The 15,642-nt window shown below is 64.2% G+C and carries 11 protein-coding genes; 9 read left to right on the forward strand and 2 right to left on the reverse strand.

The features are described 5' to 3' along the window. Positions 1–141 precede the first annotated feature (141 nt). From AC1MBU_RS03205 to AC1MBU_RS03240, 8 genes are all read left to right on the forward strand, one after another. Positions 142–3,858 carry a nitrate reductase subunit alpha gene (locus tag AC1MBU_RS03205; protein ID WP_479788494.1) on the forward strand — a complete coding sequence of 1,239 codons (3,717 nt, stop codon included), beginning with the start codon at positions 142–144 and terminating at the stop codon, positions 3,856–3,858. Then, complete coding sequence (gene narH / locus AC1MBU_RS03210) at positions 3,858–5,558, forward strand: nitrate reductase subunit beta (protein ID WP_277357334.1); 1,701 nt, start codon at positions 3,858–3,860, stop codon at positions 5,556–5,558. Before AC1MBU_RS03205 ends, narH begins: the two co-directional genes overlap by 1 nt. Further along, positions 5,555–6,232, forward strand: coding sequence for a nitrate reductase molybdenum cofactor assembly chaperone (narJ, locus tag AC1MBU_RS03215; protein ID WP_479788497.1), 678 nt, complete (start codon positions 5,555–5,557; stop codon positions 6,230–6,232). Before narH ends, narJ begins: the two co-directional genes overlap by 4 nt. A 2-nt stretch (positions 6,233–6,234) precedes the next feature. Further along, positions 6,235–6,987, forward strand: a complete 753-nt coding sequence (gene narI, locus AC1MBU_RS03220) for a respiratory nitrate reductase subunit gamma (RefSeq protein ID WP_056545949.1) — start codon at positions 6,235–6,237, stop codon at positions 6,985–6,987. A 21-nt stretch (positions 6,988–7,008) separates the two neighbouring features. Next, positions 7,009–8,247: an MFS transporter gene (locus tag AC1MBU_RS03225; protein ID WP_056545950.1), complete on the forward strand. Its 1,239-nt coding sequence runs from the start codon at positions 7,009–7,011 to the stop codon at positions 8,245–8,247. Positions 8,248–8,304: 57 nt separating this feature from the next. Further along, positions 8,305–8,754, forward strand: a complete 450-nt coding sequence (locus AC1MBU_RS03230) for an RrF2 family transcriptional regulator (protein WP_056545952.1) — start codon at positions 8,305–8,307, stop codon at positions 8,752–8,754. A gap of 105 nt (positions 8,755–8,859) precedes the next feature. Continuing rightward, positions 8,860–10,029 carry a globin domain-containing protein gene (locus tag AC1MBU_RS03235; protein WP_479788500.1) on the forward strand — a complete coding sequence of 390 codons (1,170 nt, stop codon included), beginning with the start codon at positions 8,860–8,862 and terminating at the stop codon, positions 10,027–10,029. A gap of 40 nt (positions 10,030–10,069) precedes the next feature. Continuing rightward, positions 10,070–12,760, forward strand: coding sequence for a multicopper oxidase domain-containing protein (locus tag AC1MBU_RS03240; RefSeq protein WP_479788502.1), 2,691 nt, complete (start codon positions 10,070–10,072; stop codon positions 12,758–12,760). 25 nt (positions 12,761–12,785) lie between these two features. On the opposite strand, the gene AC1MBU_RS03245 is transcribed toward AC1MBU_RS03240, so the two are convergent. Beyond that, positions 12,786–13,001, reverse strand: a complete 216-nt coding sequence (locus tag AC1MBU_RS03245) for a hypothetical protein (protein WP_479788505.1) — start codon at positions 12,999–13,001, stop codon at positions 12,786–12,788. A gap of 91 nt (positions 13,002–13,092) precedes the next feature. Further along, positions 13,093–14,793 (reverse strand): phosphoenolpyruvate--protein phosphotransferase, encoded by a 1,701-nt coding sequence (gene ptsP / locus AC1MBU_RS03250; RefSeq protein WP_346027873.1) that lies wholly within the window; start codon positions 14,791–14,793, stop codon positions 13,093–13,095. Positions 14,794–14,859: 66 nt separating this feature from the next. On the opposite strand from ptsP, the gene AC1MBU_RS03255 reads away from it, so the two are divergent. After that, positions 14,860–15,588 carry a TetR/AcrR family transcriptional regulator gene (locus tag AC1MBU_RS03255; protein WP_346027874.1) on the forward strand — a complete coding sequence of 243 codons (729 nt, stop codon included), beginning with the start codon at positions 14,860–14,862 and terminating at the stop codon, positions 15,586–15,588. Positions 15,589–15,642 lie beyond the last annotated feature (54 nt).

Genomic DNA, 15,642 nt, shown 5'->3' on the forward strand with positions numbered 1-15,642 from the left:
CCGAGAACCGGAGGCTGGTGCGCCCGATGTTGATGCGCCCGATCGAACTTGTTGCCCGGGAATACCACACATTTGCGTTGACTTATTCCAAACAGCTGAGAAACGCTGGTCAGTAATACTTGCCTCGCCTAGGTTGGTTTTATGGCACAGGGACCTGTTCGTGCGGGGCTTGATGGTTCGGCCTCTGACGCGTTGTTGAAGCTGGGGCGTTTCTTCAGCAAGTGGGAAGAAACCGATGACGGCCGGGCGGTTTTCAGGGAAGGCGGAAGAAGCGGCGACATCTTCTACCGGGACCGCTGGAGCCATGACAAAGTGGTCCGCTCCACGCACGGGGTCAATTGCACGGGCTCGTGCTCCTGGAAGGTGTACGTCAAGGACGGCATCATCACCTGGGAATCGCAGCAGACCGACTACCCTTCCGTAGGTCCCGACAGCCCGGAATATGAACCGCGCGGCTGTCCGCGCGGAGCGGCCTTTTCCTGGTACACCTATTCCCCAACCCGGGTCCGCTACCCGTACGGACGCGGTGTGCTCATTGAGATGTACCGGGAGGCAAAGGCCCGGCTGAAGGACCCTGTGCTGGCATGGGCAGACATTGTGAACGATCCCGACCGGCGGCGGCGCTACCAGCAGGCCCGCGGCAAGGGCGGCCTCGTCCGGATTCCCTGGCAGGAAGCAATCGAGATCGCCGCGGCTGCGCATGTCCACACCATCAAAGCCCACGGACCGGACCGGGTGGCCGGCTTCTCGCCGATTCCCGCGATGTCCATGGTGTCCCACGCCGCGGGTAACCGCTTCATCCAGCTCATCGGCGGAGTGATGACGTCCTTCTACGACTGGTACGCGGACCTGCCGGTGGCCAGCCCGCAGGTGTTCGGTGACCAGACGGATGTTCCGGAGTCGGGCGACTGGTGGGACGCGACCTACCTGATGATGTGGGGCTCGAACGTACCTGTGACCCGTACGCCGGACGCGCACTGGATGACGGAGGTGCGTTACCGCGGAACCAAGGTGGTCTCGGTGAGCCCCGACTACGCGGACAACACCAAGTTCGCCGACGAGTGGCTGCCTGCCCAGGCAGGCACGGACGCCGCGCTGGCCATGGGCATGGGCCACGTGATGCTCAAGGAGTTCTTCGTGGACCGGGAGGTCCCGTTCTTCCGCAACTACGTCCGCCAGTTCACGGACCTGCCATTCCTTGTCCGGTTGGAACAGCACGACGGCGGCGCACTGGTCCCGACCAAATTCCTCACCGCCGCGGATCTGAGCTCACATGCTCCGGGCGAGGATGATGCGTTCAAGACGGTCCTGTTCGACCAGAAGACCGGCCGGGTCGCCGTCCCCAACGGCACGATGGGACACCGCTACAACGACGGCGGCATGGGCAAGTGGAACCTCGACCTGGGAGAGATTGACCCCGCGCTGTCCATGCTGGAAACCTCCGGTGCCGGCAGCGCCGAGATCCTCATGCCGCGCTTCGATGACCCGTCCGGCGAGGCGGGAGTCCAGCGCCGCGGCGTTCCCGTTCTGGAGGTCGAAGGGCACCTCGTCACCACGGTGTTCGACCTCATGCTTGCCCAGTACGGTGTGGGCCGCGAGGGGCTGCCGGGGGAGTGGGCGGGCAGTTACGACGATGCTTCTACTCCCTACACGCCGGCGTGGCAGGAGGAGATCACGAGCGTCCCCGCGCAGGCCTGCATCCGGGTGGCGCGCGAGTTCGCCCGCAATGCCGAGCAGTCCAACGGCCGCTCGATGATCATCATGGGCGCGGGAATCTGCCAGTGGTTCCACGGGGATGCAACCTACCGGGCAGTGTTGTCGCTTCTGATGCTCACCGGGTGCATGGGCCGCAACGGCGGCGGTTGGGCCCACTACGTCGGCCAGGAGAAATGCAGGCCGATCACCGGATGGATCTCACTGGCCAACGCGTTGGACTGGTCCCGGCCGCCGCGCACCATGATCGGCACGGGTTACTGGTACATGCACACTGACCAGTGGCGCCAGGACGGCTACTCCGCTGACGCGCTGAAGTCACCGCTGTCCACCGGAAACCTCGACGGCATGCACACCGCCGATGCCCTGGCGCAGTCCAACCGGCTCGGCTGGATGCCCTTCTACCCGCAGTTCGACCGGAACCCGCTGGATCTGGCCGAGGAGGCCCAAGACGCGGTGGATCGCGGTGAGGTGGCCGACGCGCCGTCGTACATTGCGGATCAGCTGAAAAGCCGCAAGCTCAATCCCGCCATTGAGGACGTCGACTCCCCGAAAAACTGGCCGCGCACCCTGATGCTCTGGCGGTCCAATCTGTTCGGAAGCTCGGCAAAGGGAAACGAGTACTTTCTCCGCAACCTGCTCGGGACCCACAACAACGTGATGGGCGAGGACCATTCCAGCGGCCAGCTTCCCGAGGACGTCACGTGGCATGAGGAAGCGCCGCAGGGGAAGCTGGACCTATTGGTCACCGCGGACTTCCGGATGACGTCGAGCACGCTGCTCTCGGACATCGTCTTCCCCGCCGCAACCTGGTATGAGAAACACGATCTCTCCTCCACCGACATGCACCCATTTGTCCACGCCTTCACCCCGGCTATTGACCCGCCGTGGCAATCGAAGTCGGATTTTGAGACCTTCCACCTGCTGGCCAGGGAGTTTTCCCGCCAGGCCAAGACGCACCTCGGTGTGCGCAAAGACCTGGTGAGTGTGCCGCTGCAGCATGACACCCCCGGGCAGGTTGCTCAGCCGGGAGGTGTGGTGCGCGATTGGCGCCGGGAGGACATTCCGGCTGTTCCCGGCCAGAACATGCCCAATTTCCATATTGTCGAGCGGGACTACACCGCTATTGCCGACAAGCTCGCGTCCGTGGGGCCGCTGGCCGACACGCTGGGCTTCACCGTCAAAAACATCACTTACCGTGTCAAACGGGAAGTTGACCGGCTGGGGCACTCAAACGGGGTCATGCAGGGCGGCGCGGGCAACGGCCGGCCGGCGATCGACACCGATTCGAAAATGGCTGAGGCAATCCTGGCGTTCTCCGGAACCACAAACGGTGAGCTTGCCGTCCAGGGTTTCAAGGACCTCGAGAAACGCACCGGAGTGAAGTTGGCGGACCTGGCGGAGGGGTCGGAGGAGAAACGCATTACCTTCGCCCAGACGCAGGCAGGACCGGTTCCTGTGATCACCTCGCCGGAATGGTCCGGCTCGGAGACCGGGGGCCGCCGTTACGCTCCGTTCACCGTCAACGTTGAACGGTTGAAGCCTTGGCACACACTGACGGGACGCATGCACTTCTTCCTGGATCACGACTGGATGCGTGACGTCGGGGAGGCCCTGCCCATCTACCGGCCGCCGCTCGACATGAACCGGCTGTTCGGTGAGCCGAAGCTGGGCCCCGACGGCACCAGGGAAATCACGGTACGGTACCTCACCCCCCACTCGAAATGGTCCATCCACTCGGAGTATCAGGACAACCTGCTGATGCTTTCGCTTTCACGCGGCGGCCCGACCGTCTGGATGAGCCCTGCGGACGCTGCCTCCATTGAGGTGAAGGACAACGACTGGGTTGAGTGCGTCAACACCAACGGCGTACTGGTCGGCCGGGCGATCGTCAGCCACCGGATGCCGTCCGGCGTCGTTTTCGTCTACCACGCACAGGAACGGACGATCGATGTACCGAAGTCCGAGGCGACCGGCCGGCGCGGCGGAATTCACAACTCGGTCACCAGGCTGCTGGTCAAACCGACCCACATGATCGGCGGCTACGCCCAGCTCGCCTACGCCTTCAACTATCTGGGCCCAACGGGAAACCAGCGGGACATGGTTACGAGGGTCCGCCGTCGTTCACAGGAGGTGAAGTACTGATGCGTGTCATGGCTCAGATGGGCATGGTGATGAACCTGGACAAGTGCATCGGGTGTCACACCTGCTCGGTGACCTGCAAGCAGGCCTGGACCAACCGGGCGGGCACCGAGTATGTCTGGTTCAACAATGTTGAAACCCGGCCCGGGCAGGGGTACCCCCGGCGTTACGAGGACCAGGATAAATGGCGCGGGGGTTGGGAGTTGAACAAGCGCGGCCGCCTGAAGCTGAAGGGCGGCGGACGGCTGAAGAAGATGCTTGGGCTCTTCGCGAGTCCCGTGCAGCCTGAGCTGGCCGACTACTACGAGCCCTGGACGTATGACTACAAGAACCTCGTGGACGCCCCGCTCGGCGACGACTTCCCCGTTGCCAGGCCGAAGTCGCTCATCACCGGGGAAGACACCAAGGTGACCTGGTCCGCCAACTGGGATGACAACCTGGCCGGCACAACGGAGATGGGCCATCTGGACCCGATGGTCGAGAAAGTCCGAAAGGAGTCCGCAGACAAGATCAAGTTCGAGTTCGAGCAGACCTTCATGTTCTACCTGCCGCGGATCTGCGAGCACTGCCTCAACCCCTCCTGCATGGCCTCCTGCCCCTCCGGCGCTATCTACAAGCGGGTGGAAGACGGAATCGTGCTGATTGACCAGGACCGCTGCCGCGGGTGGCGTCAGTGCATCACGGGCTGCCCGTACAAGAAGGTCTACTTCAACCACAAGACCGGGAAGGCGGAGAAGTGCACGTTCTGCTACCCCAGGATCGAGGTGGGACTGCCCACCGTATGCTCGGAAACTTGTGTTGGCCGCCTGCGCTATCTGGGCCTGTTCCTGTATGACGCAGACAAAGTAACCGAAGCGGCATCGGTTCCGGATGACAAGGACCTTTACCAGGCGCAGCTGGACGTACTGCTGGATCCCAATGACCCGGCCGTGGTTGCGGCTGCCCGCGAGCAGGACATCCCGGACGACTGGATCGATGCCGCGCAGCGCTCGCCCGTCTACGCGCTCGCGAAAGTCTACAAGATTGCCCTTCCGCTGCACCCGGAGTACCGCACCATGCCAATGGTCTGGTACGTTCCGCCGCTCTCTCCGATTGTTGACCTGCTGCGCGACCAGGGGCATGACGCTGAAGACCACGGAAACCTGTTCGGCGCCATCGACGAGTTGCGCATTCCGGTTGAGTACCTTGCCGAGCTTTTCACCGCGGGCGATTCCGAGATGGTTACCGGTGTGTTGAAGAAGCTCGCTGCCATGCGCTCCTATCTGCGCGGCATCAGCCTGGGCAACGATCCGGACGATTCCATTCCGGCTTCCGTCGGGATGGAGGGCGAAACGATGTATGAGATGTACCGGTTGATGGCTATCGCCAAGTACGACGAACGCTATGTGATTCCGAAAGCCCACGTGGAGCAGGCACACGATCTCGAGGAGCTGGGATGTTCCCTCGATTTCGACGGCGGCCCCGGCATGCAGGACTCCCCCTTCGGGGAGGCCAGCGGCGTACCGACACCGGTCGCAGTGGAAACGTTCAATGCGCTGCAGCAGCGGCAGACCTCCGACGCTCCCGGAGGTCGGGAGACGCTGCGTGGTCGGGTCAATCTGCTGAATTGGGACGGCAATGGAGTGCCTGAGGGCATGTTCCCTGACCAGCCGCGCGATGATCCGCAGGAATACGATCACTCCGATGGGGAGGAACGGCGATGAGCAAGCTCTTTGGCGGCTGGACGTCGAAGAGGTCTACGCAGGAGGGACGCGAGGGAAGGGAGGCCGTCACCTACCTCGCCGCGGCCTGGTGCCTGTCCTATCCCGATGAGGAGCTGCTCGGCCGGATCCCGCTGATCCGGGCGGCTCTCTCCGAGCACGACGGCGCGCTTGCACCCTTTGAGTCCGTCCTCCGTCAGCTCGAGACCAGTGCACTGCCCGACGTCCAGGCGACGTATGTGCAGGAATTCGACCTGAGCCGGCGGCACTCGCTCCATCTGTCCTACTGGACCGACGGCGATACCCGGCGCAGGGGCGAGGTGCTGGGCGAATTTAAGCGGGTGTACCGGCGCAGCGAGGTGTTGGTGGACCTGGACGGTGAATTGCCTGACTACCTGCCGATGGTCCTTGAGTTCGCAGCCACGGTGGACCCGGCTGCAGGAAGGGATCTGTTGCTGGGATTCCGCCCGAGCGTCGAACTGATCCGGTTGGCTCTCGAGGACGACAAGCTGGCGCACGCCGACCTCGTGCGTGCAGTGTGCGACACCCTGCCCGGCCCGTCACCCGCGGACCGCAACGCCGTCATGCGGCTGGCCAGACAGGGGCCGCAGACGGAATCCGTGGGCCTCGATCCGTATGATCCGCGCCTGCTCCCCCTGAGTTCATCGAAAGGTTGACCATGGACGTCCTGCTCTGGGGAATTGCCCCGTACGTCTCAATGGCGGTGCTCATCGGCGGGCTCATTTGGAGGTACCGCTATGACCAGTTCGGCTGGACGACGCGCTCCTCGCAGCTGTACGAGTCCCGGCTGCTGCGGATCGGATCACCGCTGTTTCACTTCGGCATTCTGGCGGTAGTGGCCGGCCACTTCTTTGGTCTGGTCATTCCCATGTCCTGGACCGAAGCAGTGGGGATGAGCCAGGACTTCTATCACTTCAACGCGCTCTTCGTCGGGGGGATCGCAGGAATCGGCACTCTTGGCGGGATCGCGATCCTGATCTACCGCCGCCGTAAGACAGGCCCTGTCTTCATGGCGACAACACGCAATGACAAGATGATGTACGTGGTTCTCGCGGCCGCGATCGTCTTCGGATTGTGGACCACGCTGGCGAGTGTCTTCCTTGGCGGGCACGGGCACAACTACCGTGAGACGGTAGCGCCCTGGTTCCGTTCCCTCTTCATTTTCCAACCGGACATTGCATCCATGGCGGCCGCTCCGTTCTCCTTCCACCTGCACACGCTGGTGGGCATGCTGCTGTTTGTCATCTGGCCATTCACCCGCCTGGTGCATGCGTTCACTGCTCCCCTCCATTACCTGTTCCGGCCCTACATCGTCTACAGGTCGAGGGATCGCAGAGGTTCGGGCAGTTCACCCTCGCGTCGGGGCTGGGCGCCCGTCGGTACACCGGACCGCGATAACCGCAGGCGATAAGGACGAGGCAGAGGGGAAGAGATGGGTCCACAGACGCCGGCCAGCGCAACTCCGCCGGCTACCCATACACCGGGGAAGACCCGCAACCTGGCGCTGGCAACGCTCGCCTCAGTGGTTGGTTTCCTCGCGTGGACGGTCATTGCACCACTCAGCGGCACGTACACTGCGCAGCTGGGCCTTGCCCCCTCCGCAACGGCAGCACTGGTAGCGATGCCCGTGCTGGTGGGGTCGGTCGGGCGGATTGTGGTCGGTGTCCTCACGGACCGTTACGGCGGAAGGGTCATGTTCACTGCCGTACTGCTCGCAGCCGTCCCGCCGATCCTGCTGGTGGCCCTGGGGGGAACCATCAATTCCTACCTCCTCCTCATTGCGGCAGGGTTCCTGCTGGGGATCGCCGGAACCGTCTTCGCCGTCGGGATACCTTTTGTCTCCGCCTGGTACGAGCCCGAAAGGCGGGGATTCGCCACCGGCGTCTTCGGTGCCGGCATGGGCGGAACCGCACTGTCTGCCTTCTTCACACCGCGGCTCGTGGACCTGATCGGCTATCTTGCCACGCACCTTCTCATTGCCGGGCTGCTGGTGGCCACGGCCATCGTGGTGTGGCTTTTCATGCAGGAGGCACCTGCGAGACCGTCGGTCCCGTCAACCGGAGTCGCCGCGAAACTCCTGGGCGCCGCCCGGCTGGGAGTGACCTGGCGGATGTGTTTCCTCTACGCCGTGGTCTTTGGCGGGTTCGTGTCATTTTCGACCTACTTGCCCACCTACCTGCGGGACATCTATGAGTTCGACCTCACGGCGGCCGGAACACGCACAGCGGGCTTTGCTCTCGCGGCGGTGCTGGCTCGCCCGGTGGGCGGTATCCTGGCGGACCGGATCGGGGCGAAACCAGTGGTTCTCACCTCCCTTGCCGCTGTTGCCATCCTCGCCTGGGTGGTGAACCTCAAGCCGGCCGGCGAGGTGCCGGCGGGGCTGACCTTCCTTGCAATGGCTGCGGCGCTCGGTCTCGGTGCGGGCGGCGTCTTCGCATGGGTGGGGGTACTGTCTCCGCCGGAGAAGGTAGGTGCGGTTGCAGGGATTGTCAGCGCTGCGGGCGGTTTGGGCGGCTACTTTCCGCCATTGATTATGGGCGCCACCTACGACGCCGAGGACAACAGTTACTTCATCGGGCTGATGTTGCTCACGGTCACAGCACTGGTTGCGCTCCTTTTCACTCTCTTCGCGGTGAAGGGCAAGCCCGAAAACTCTCAGCCGCCGTCCTGACCCGCGGAGCATGGGGTGGCGGTGCATTGATTTTGTTAGCTGACCTAGACTTAAAGCATGAGGATCAACGCGTTTGCAGACGTATGCCTGCGCGCAGTCATGCTGCTGTCGGCGGCCCCGGAAGGGGACCTGCTCACATCCCGGGACATCGCGGACGGCATCGGCACTCCTTACAACCACGTCAGCAAGGCCATCGCGCGTCTGCGTACGCTTGGACTCGTTGACATTACGCGGGGACGCAGCGGGGGCGTGACCCTCAGCCAAGCCGGGCGGCACGCCACGGTGGGTTGGCTCCTCAGGCAGCTGGATGACCGTGCCGATGTCGTCGACTGTGAAAGTGCCGCAGGCGGATGCCCGCTGAACCATCGCTGTTCGCTGCGCGCTGCACTGCGCCGGGCACGCGAGGCCTTCTACTCGGAACTGGATGACCTCGTCATTTCAGAACTGCCTAGAACGGAGCAGATGGGCCCGGTCTTCGTGACTTTGCACACACGTAAGTCGGCCTGACAGCTCAAATTCAAGGAACTTTCTACGTGGTGTAGAAATCCCTGCAAAAACTGGTATCAGAAATGCTACTTTTCTTGTGTAAGCCCTTCTACGCAGGAGAAAACGATGCTCTCGGACCAGTCCTTTCCCATTATTGAAGCCACCCTCCCGCTCGTTGGAGAGCGCATGCCGGGCATCGCAAAGAACTTCTATGGGCGCCTCTTCGCAGCGCATCCCGAACTGCTGGACGGTCTGTTCAGCCGGGCCAATCAGAAAAACGGCTCCCAGCAACAGGCGCTCGCCGGAAGCGTTGCCGGATTCGCTGCGCACCTGGTCCGCAACCCGGACACCTACCCCGAGGTGATGCTTTCGCGCATCGCACACAAACATGCCTCCCTGGGAATCGCACCCGAACAGTACGACGTCGTCTACAAATACCTGTTTGAGGCAATCGCCCATGAGCTCAGCGACGTCATCACCAGCGAGATCGCTGCTGCCTGGAGCGAGGTGTACTGGCTCATGGCCCACGCCCTTATCAAGATCGAAAAGGGGCTCTACGCCGAACAGGCCAACACTCAGCCCTGGAGTTCCTGGACCGTCGTCGCCAAGCAGCCGGCGGGAACCGCGGCCATGACCTTCACGCTTGAGCCGGCGGATGACACGCCGGTAACCCTCGCCAAGCCCGGTCAGTTTGTCAGCGTCCGCGTGCAGTTGGCCGACGGCCTCCGTCAGGTGCGCCAGTACTCGCTGTCGGCGGAGACCAGCTCCCGCCGGCGGGTCTTCACCACGAAGCGCGATGACAACGGAGAGGTTTCGCCGGTCCTGTACAACGACGTCGCTGTCGGGGACGTGATCGAGGTATCCAACCCATATGGTGACGTCATTCTTGCTGACGGGAACGCGCCGCTGGTGCTCGCCACCGCAGGCATCGGCTGCACTCCGTCAGCGTCCATCCTGCGCTCACTGGTGGAGCGCGGCTCTGAGCGTGAGGTCCTGGTGCTCCATGCCGAGCGCAGCCTCGACCAGTGGGCGTTGAAGGACCAGATGAATGCCGACGTCGATGCACTCACCGGCGCCCGGCTGACACTATGGCTGGAGAACCCGACCGGCACTGCACACCCCGGGTTCATGTCCCTGAAGGGGCTGGACATTCCCGATGGCGCGTCTGTGTACCTGTGCGGTCCGCTTCCCTTCATGAAGAACATCCGCGCGGAGGCGCTCGCCGCCGGGGTCCCGGCCGACCGCATCCACTACGAGGTCTTCGGTCCTGACCTCTGGATGAATTCAGCCAACTGATCCGGTGGGCGGCTAGCACCATGAAGCGGCGGTAAGCACTATGAGAACGACGACGACGACGACGGGCCGGCTGCCGGCCGCACGGGCGTCCTGGCATCGGAAGGCCAGCAGGCCGGTGCTGGTCTGGTTTGTGCTGCTGCTAGTGCTGGCGCTGGTTCACCGGTGGGTGCCGGAGTCCCGCTGGTTGCTGGTCCACATGTTCGTGCTGGGAATGGTCACGAACTCCATCCTCATCTGGAGCCAGCACTTCGCAGAGGCTTTGCTGAAGAACCGGCTCGGCGAGGAGCAGCGGAACATCCAGGTGCTCCGCATCCGTTTGCTGAACCTCGGCATCGCAGCCACTGTTGCGGGTGTACTGACCGGCATCTGGGCGCTGACGCTGGTGGGCGCCGTCGTTATCGGAGCCATGGTGACCTGGCATGCAGTGTCCCTGATGCAACAGCTGCGGACGGCTCTGCCGTCCCGCTTCGGGTCAACGATTAAGTACTACATCGCAGCCGCGCTGTTGCTGCCGGTCGGTGCTGCCTTCGGTGCAGTTCTGGCGTACGGGCTCGATGAGCGCGCGCATGCGCGGTTCCTGCTGGCTCACCAGGCGCTGAATGTGCTGGGCTTTGTCGGTCTCACGGTCATCGGAACGCTGGTGACGCTCTGGCCGACCATGCTGAGGACCCGCATGGTGGACGGGCTTGCGCGCGCGGGGCGCTGGGGTCTCGCGGCCATGCTCGCCGGGACGCTGTTGACGACCGTTGGGGCGCTGGCTGGGTGGGCCGTTCCCGCTGCGCTGGGGGTGCTCGTCTACCTCGACGGCATAGTGATCACCGGGTTCTACTTCGTCAAGTGCGCCCTGCAGAAGCGGCCCAACGACTATTCCACATTCTCTGTGGCTGCGGGACTGCTCTGGCTCACCGGTTCACTGCTGGGACTCTTCCTCCTGATCGTCACCGGGCCGGCGGACCCGGAGCGGTTGCACCTGCTCACCGTTCCGGTGGTTGCCGGTTTCGCCGCCCAGGTACTCCTGGGCGCCATGAGCTTCCTGATGCCCACCGTTATGGGCGGCGGTCCGGTGGCTGTCCGCAACGCGCTGCAGGAAACCAACCGCTTCGCGATGCTGCGGATCGCAGTCATCAACTTCGGCCTGCTCATCTTCGTGTTCAGTGAGGCCAGTTGGGTCAGGGTGATTACCTCAGCGCTGGTTCTCGCCGCTTATGTGTCCTTCCTGCCGCTCATGGTCCGCGCGGTAAGGGTCTCGGTGGCTGCGCGGAAAGCGACGTTCCGCGACCAGGATGGGTCCAACGGACTCCGGCGCCCGGTGCGGGTGACCATCGAGCCTCCTCCGGCTCCGCAACGCCATCTGGCCTTGGCCGCGGCCGGCGTCGTGATCGTCCTGGCGGGAGCAGGAGCGGGCATCATGCTGGACCCGGCGGCGGTTGGACTGAACCTGGCTCAGCGGGCCGGGACCGCCGAGGTAGAGGCAACCGGTGAAGAAACCCGCGTCAAGGTTTCTGCGCGGGACATGCAGTTCCACCCGGCGTCCGTGGACGTGCCTGCCGGGAACACGCTGGTCATCGAACTGAGCAATGATGATCCCACCACCGTGCATGACCTCGCGCTCGAAACGGGCGAACGGTCGGAGCGCCTCCGCCCGGGAGAAACAGCCATCCTGGACGCCGGCCTCATCACGGCAGGCACGGACGGCTGGTGCACCGTCGTCGGGCACCGGAGCATGGGGATGGTGTTCGAGGTCAACGTGATTGGCGGCCCCAACGATGATCCGGCTGCGGCAGCCGGGGCCAACCACGGTGGCGAGAGCAACCATGGCGGCCATGGCGGGAGCGGCGGTACCGGCGGGCCGCTCAACCTCAGCGAGGACCCCGGCCCCGGCTTTGTGGCGCGCGAAGCGGCCCTCCAACCGGCGCCGGCAGGCACGGTGCACCGCTTCACTTTCGAGATCAAGCAGGAGCAGCGCGCCATCGCTCCGGGGGTTCTCCAGGAAGCGTGGACCTACAACGGGCAGGTTAACGGCCCAACCCTGCGCGGTAGGGTCGGCGACACCTTCGAGATCACGCTGGTCAACAACGGGAGCATCGGGCATTCAATCGACTTCCATGCGGGCGCGGTCTCTCCTGACGAAGTCATGCGCTCCATCCCGCCCGGGGAATCCCTGGTCTACCGGTTCCGCGCCGAGCGGTCCGGCATCTGGCTGTACCACTGCGCCACCGCGCCTGTCTCGGCCCACATTGCCTCCGGGATGTTCGGTGCGGTGATTATTGATCCGCCGAACCTGCCACCCGCCGACCGCGAGTACCTCCTGGTGCAGTCGGAGGCCTACCTTGAGGACGGCTCCGGTGCGGTGGATGTAAGGGCGATCGCTGCGGGGCAACCGGACGCCGTCATATGGAACGGACACGCCAACCAGTACATGTTCCAGCCGCTTCAGGCGGAGACCGGTGAACGCGTCCGCGTGTGGGTGTTGGCGGCCGGGCCTTCGCGCGGTACCAGCTTCCACATCGTCGGCGATCAGTTCGACACCGTCTTCAAGGAAGGCGCCTACCTTTTGAGAAAGGACAATCCGGAGCAGGGCGGTGCCCAATCACTCGACCTTGCGCCGGCTCAGGGCGGTTACGTGGAACTTCAGTTCGACCGACCTGGAAACTACATGTTCCTCAATCATTCCCTCGCTGATGCCGAGCGGGGTGCGCAGGGGATGATCGCGGTCACCGAGGCACCGTGATGTCACCGACTCTCGTCGAAAAGCCTCACTGACCGCCCTGCTCGTCCTCCTCGTTGGTGGGGCGGTAGTCATCTGCCGCGTCAGTTGCCGCGCCCGACGGCGTTGCCCCACCCTCGCCTGTCCAGTCGCCCTGATCGCTGGCGTCGGCGGCGGGATCGGACTGGACATCCGGATCGACCGGCGGCTTGCCCGGCAGGTCCTCGTCGATTTCCTGCGGCTTGTCCGACGTGCTTTCGCTCATGGTCTCTCCTCGCGTATCCGAATAGCTGATACCTGAGTCCTATGCCCCGGCGACGGTCCGCGTCAAGGCCGTCACCGGGGCGCCGGGCAGGTCAGAGGCCGAGGTCTTCCAATACGGGTAGCTTGCCCCGCACGGCGCTCCGGGCATCTTCAGCGGTGCGCGCGGAGAGTGCAAGCTCTGCCAGTTCCTGCGCCTGCGCCAACGTCACGGTCTTGAGCACAGCTGCCACCGCGGCCAGGGACCGCGCGGTCATGGACAGCGTGGTGACGCCCAGACCCACCAGTACGACGGCGAGCGCAGGGTCCGCTGCCGCCTCACCGCAGACTCCCACCGGTTTGGCGTTACGTTCTGCGGCTGCGCCCTCGGTTGCCGCGCCTTCGGCTGAAAGGCGGACCAGTCGCAGCACGGCCGGCTGCCAGGGTGTGTTGAGCGCTGCAAGGGGGCCAAGCTGGCGGTCCGCCGCCATGGCGTACTGCGTGAGGTCGTTGGTGCCGAGGCTCGCGAACGACACCTCGCGGAGGATGGCGTCCGCGGTCAGGGCAGCGGACGGCACTTCCACCATCACGCCGGGCGTCTTCAGGCCGGCGTCGGCACACATGGAGGCGAACTTCGCAGCCTCGTCCGCCGTCGAGATCATGGGTGCCATCACCCACACGTCTGCTTCCGACTGTTCAGCGGCGCGGGCAATTGCCTCGAGCTGCCGCTGCAGCACGCCGGGGGAGGTGAGGTCCGTGCGGTAACCGCGGACCCCCAATGCCGGGTTAGGCTCCGTCGCGTCCGTGAGGAAGGGGAGCGGCTTGTCCGCTCCGGCATCGAGGGTACGGAGTACAACCTTCTTGCCGGGAAAAGCGTCGAAGACGCCCTGATAGGCAGCTGCCTGCTCATCGACGGTCGGCTCGCTGTCCCGCTCAAGGAAACAGAACTCGGTCCGGAACAGGCCAACTCCTTCGGCCCCAAGCTCGGCTGCAGCCACAGCGTCTTTCGCTCCGCCCACATTGGCGAGGAGGGGCACCAGATGACCGTCCGCCGTCGTGCCCTGGCCGTCAAAGTCAGCCAGCAGTGAAGCTGTTTCCTCCCACGCGGCAGCCGCGCTCCGTTCGGCATCCCCTGGTTCCTCGACAAGCGTGCCGGCCGCGCCGTCGACGTACACTTCCGCGCCGTCGGGCAGGTCGTCGACGCCGGGTGCTGCCACTACGGCAGGCAGCCCGAGGGAGCGGGCAATGATGGCGGTGTGCGACTGCGGGCCGCCGCCCGATGTGACGAGGGCGAGGACAACGGCGGGGTCCAGCGTGGCGGTGTCGGCCGGCGCAAGGTCCTCGGCGACGAGGACAAACGGTGTGGCGGAGGCGGGGATGCCGGGTGCTGCCTGGCCGCGGAGCTCGGCGACGATGCGGGCGCGGACATCGAGGACGTCCGTTGCGCGTTCGGCCATGTACCCGCCGAGGTTGTGCAGCATCTCGGACACTGAGGCCGCCGATTCCCAGACGGCCCGCTGGTTGGACAGGCCTTTCGCGATCAGCTTCCCGGCGCCTTTGAGCAACATCGTGTCCCTGGCCATCAGCGCCGTTGCCTCAAGGACCGCCTTGCCGTCACCTGAGGCACGCTCGGCACGCGACTTGAGTTCGTCGTGGACCGCCGTTGCTGCCTGTTTCAGCTCCGCCGTTGCCTCCTCGACGCTCACGCCGTCGGGAAGCTGTTCCCCGGCCGGAGGTTCACTGACGGGTTTGGGCATCTGGCGGGCCGGTCCGATCACTCGACCGGGGCTGACGCCTACTCCTTGAAAGTTCTGCACTGGAGGTCCTCATTTTCGTTGTGACGCAGTTCATATAGCGTTGCTATAGGTGCTAGGCTAGCGGCCATGAGTTTCGAAGGCCAGCCACCGGCGAAGATGAGACTGCTGCGTGCAGCCGCAGAACTGTTGGCCAACTCTGCTGGAGCTCCCGTTTCCACCCGCCAGATCACCCAGCTGGCGGGGGTGAGCGCGCCTACCCTGTACCACCATTTCGGTGATAAAGAAGGCCTGTTTGATGCGGTGGTTTCAGCTGGTTTCGAAGAGTATGTGGCGGGCGAGAGAGATTTTGCCCCGTCCGGACAGCCGCTGGTGGACATCCGGCGGATGTGGGACAACCACGTGCAATTCGGGCTCAACCAGCCGGAGCTCTATTTGGTGATGTTCGGCAATATCCGCCCGGAAAGCCGCCCGGCCATCGTTGCAGATGCCGAGGCGCTCATGGAGGAGATGCTGAACAAGGCCGCTGCTGCCGGCCAGTTGAGCGTTCAGCCGCGGGAGGCGGCCAGGAGCATCCTGGCAGCCAACGTGGGAGTAACGCTCATGCTGATCGCAGAAGCTGCCGTTGACCGGAACCTCGATCTGTCCACCATGACCCGGGACGCCATGATCTATGCGGTGGCTTCGGATCAGGCGGAGCAGAACGGGAACGAAACGTCTGGAAAATCGTCGGTTGTGGTGGCTGCGATCGCGTTGAATGCAGCACTGCAGTCATCGCACTCCGATCAGCTGTCCAGTTCCGAACTCAAGCTCTTCCTTGAGTGGCTCCACCGGATCTCAACCAGTTCCACCACATAGTGCTCCACATCTATCGGACCATCCTGCGCTGGCGCGGGACTCACGGTTAGGAAA

The organism is Arthrobacter sp. PTI12 (genome assembly GCF_056679915.1).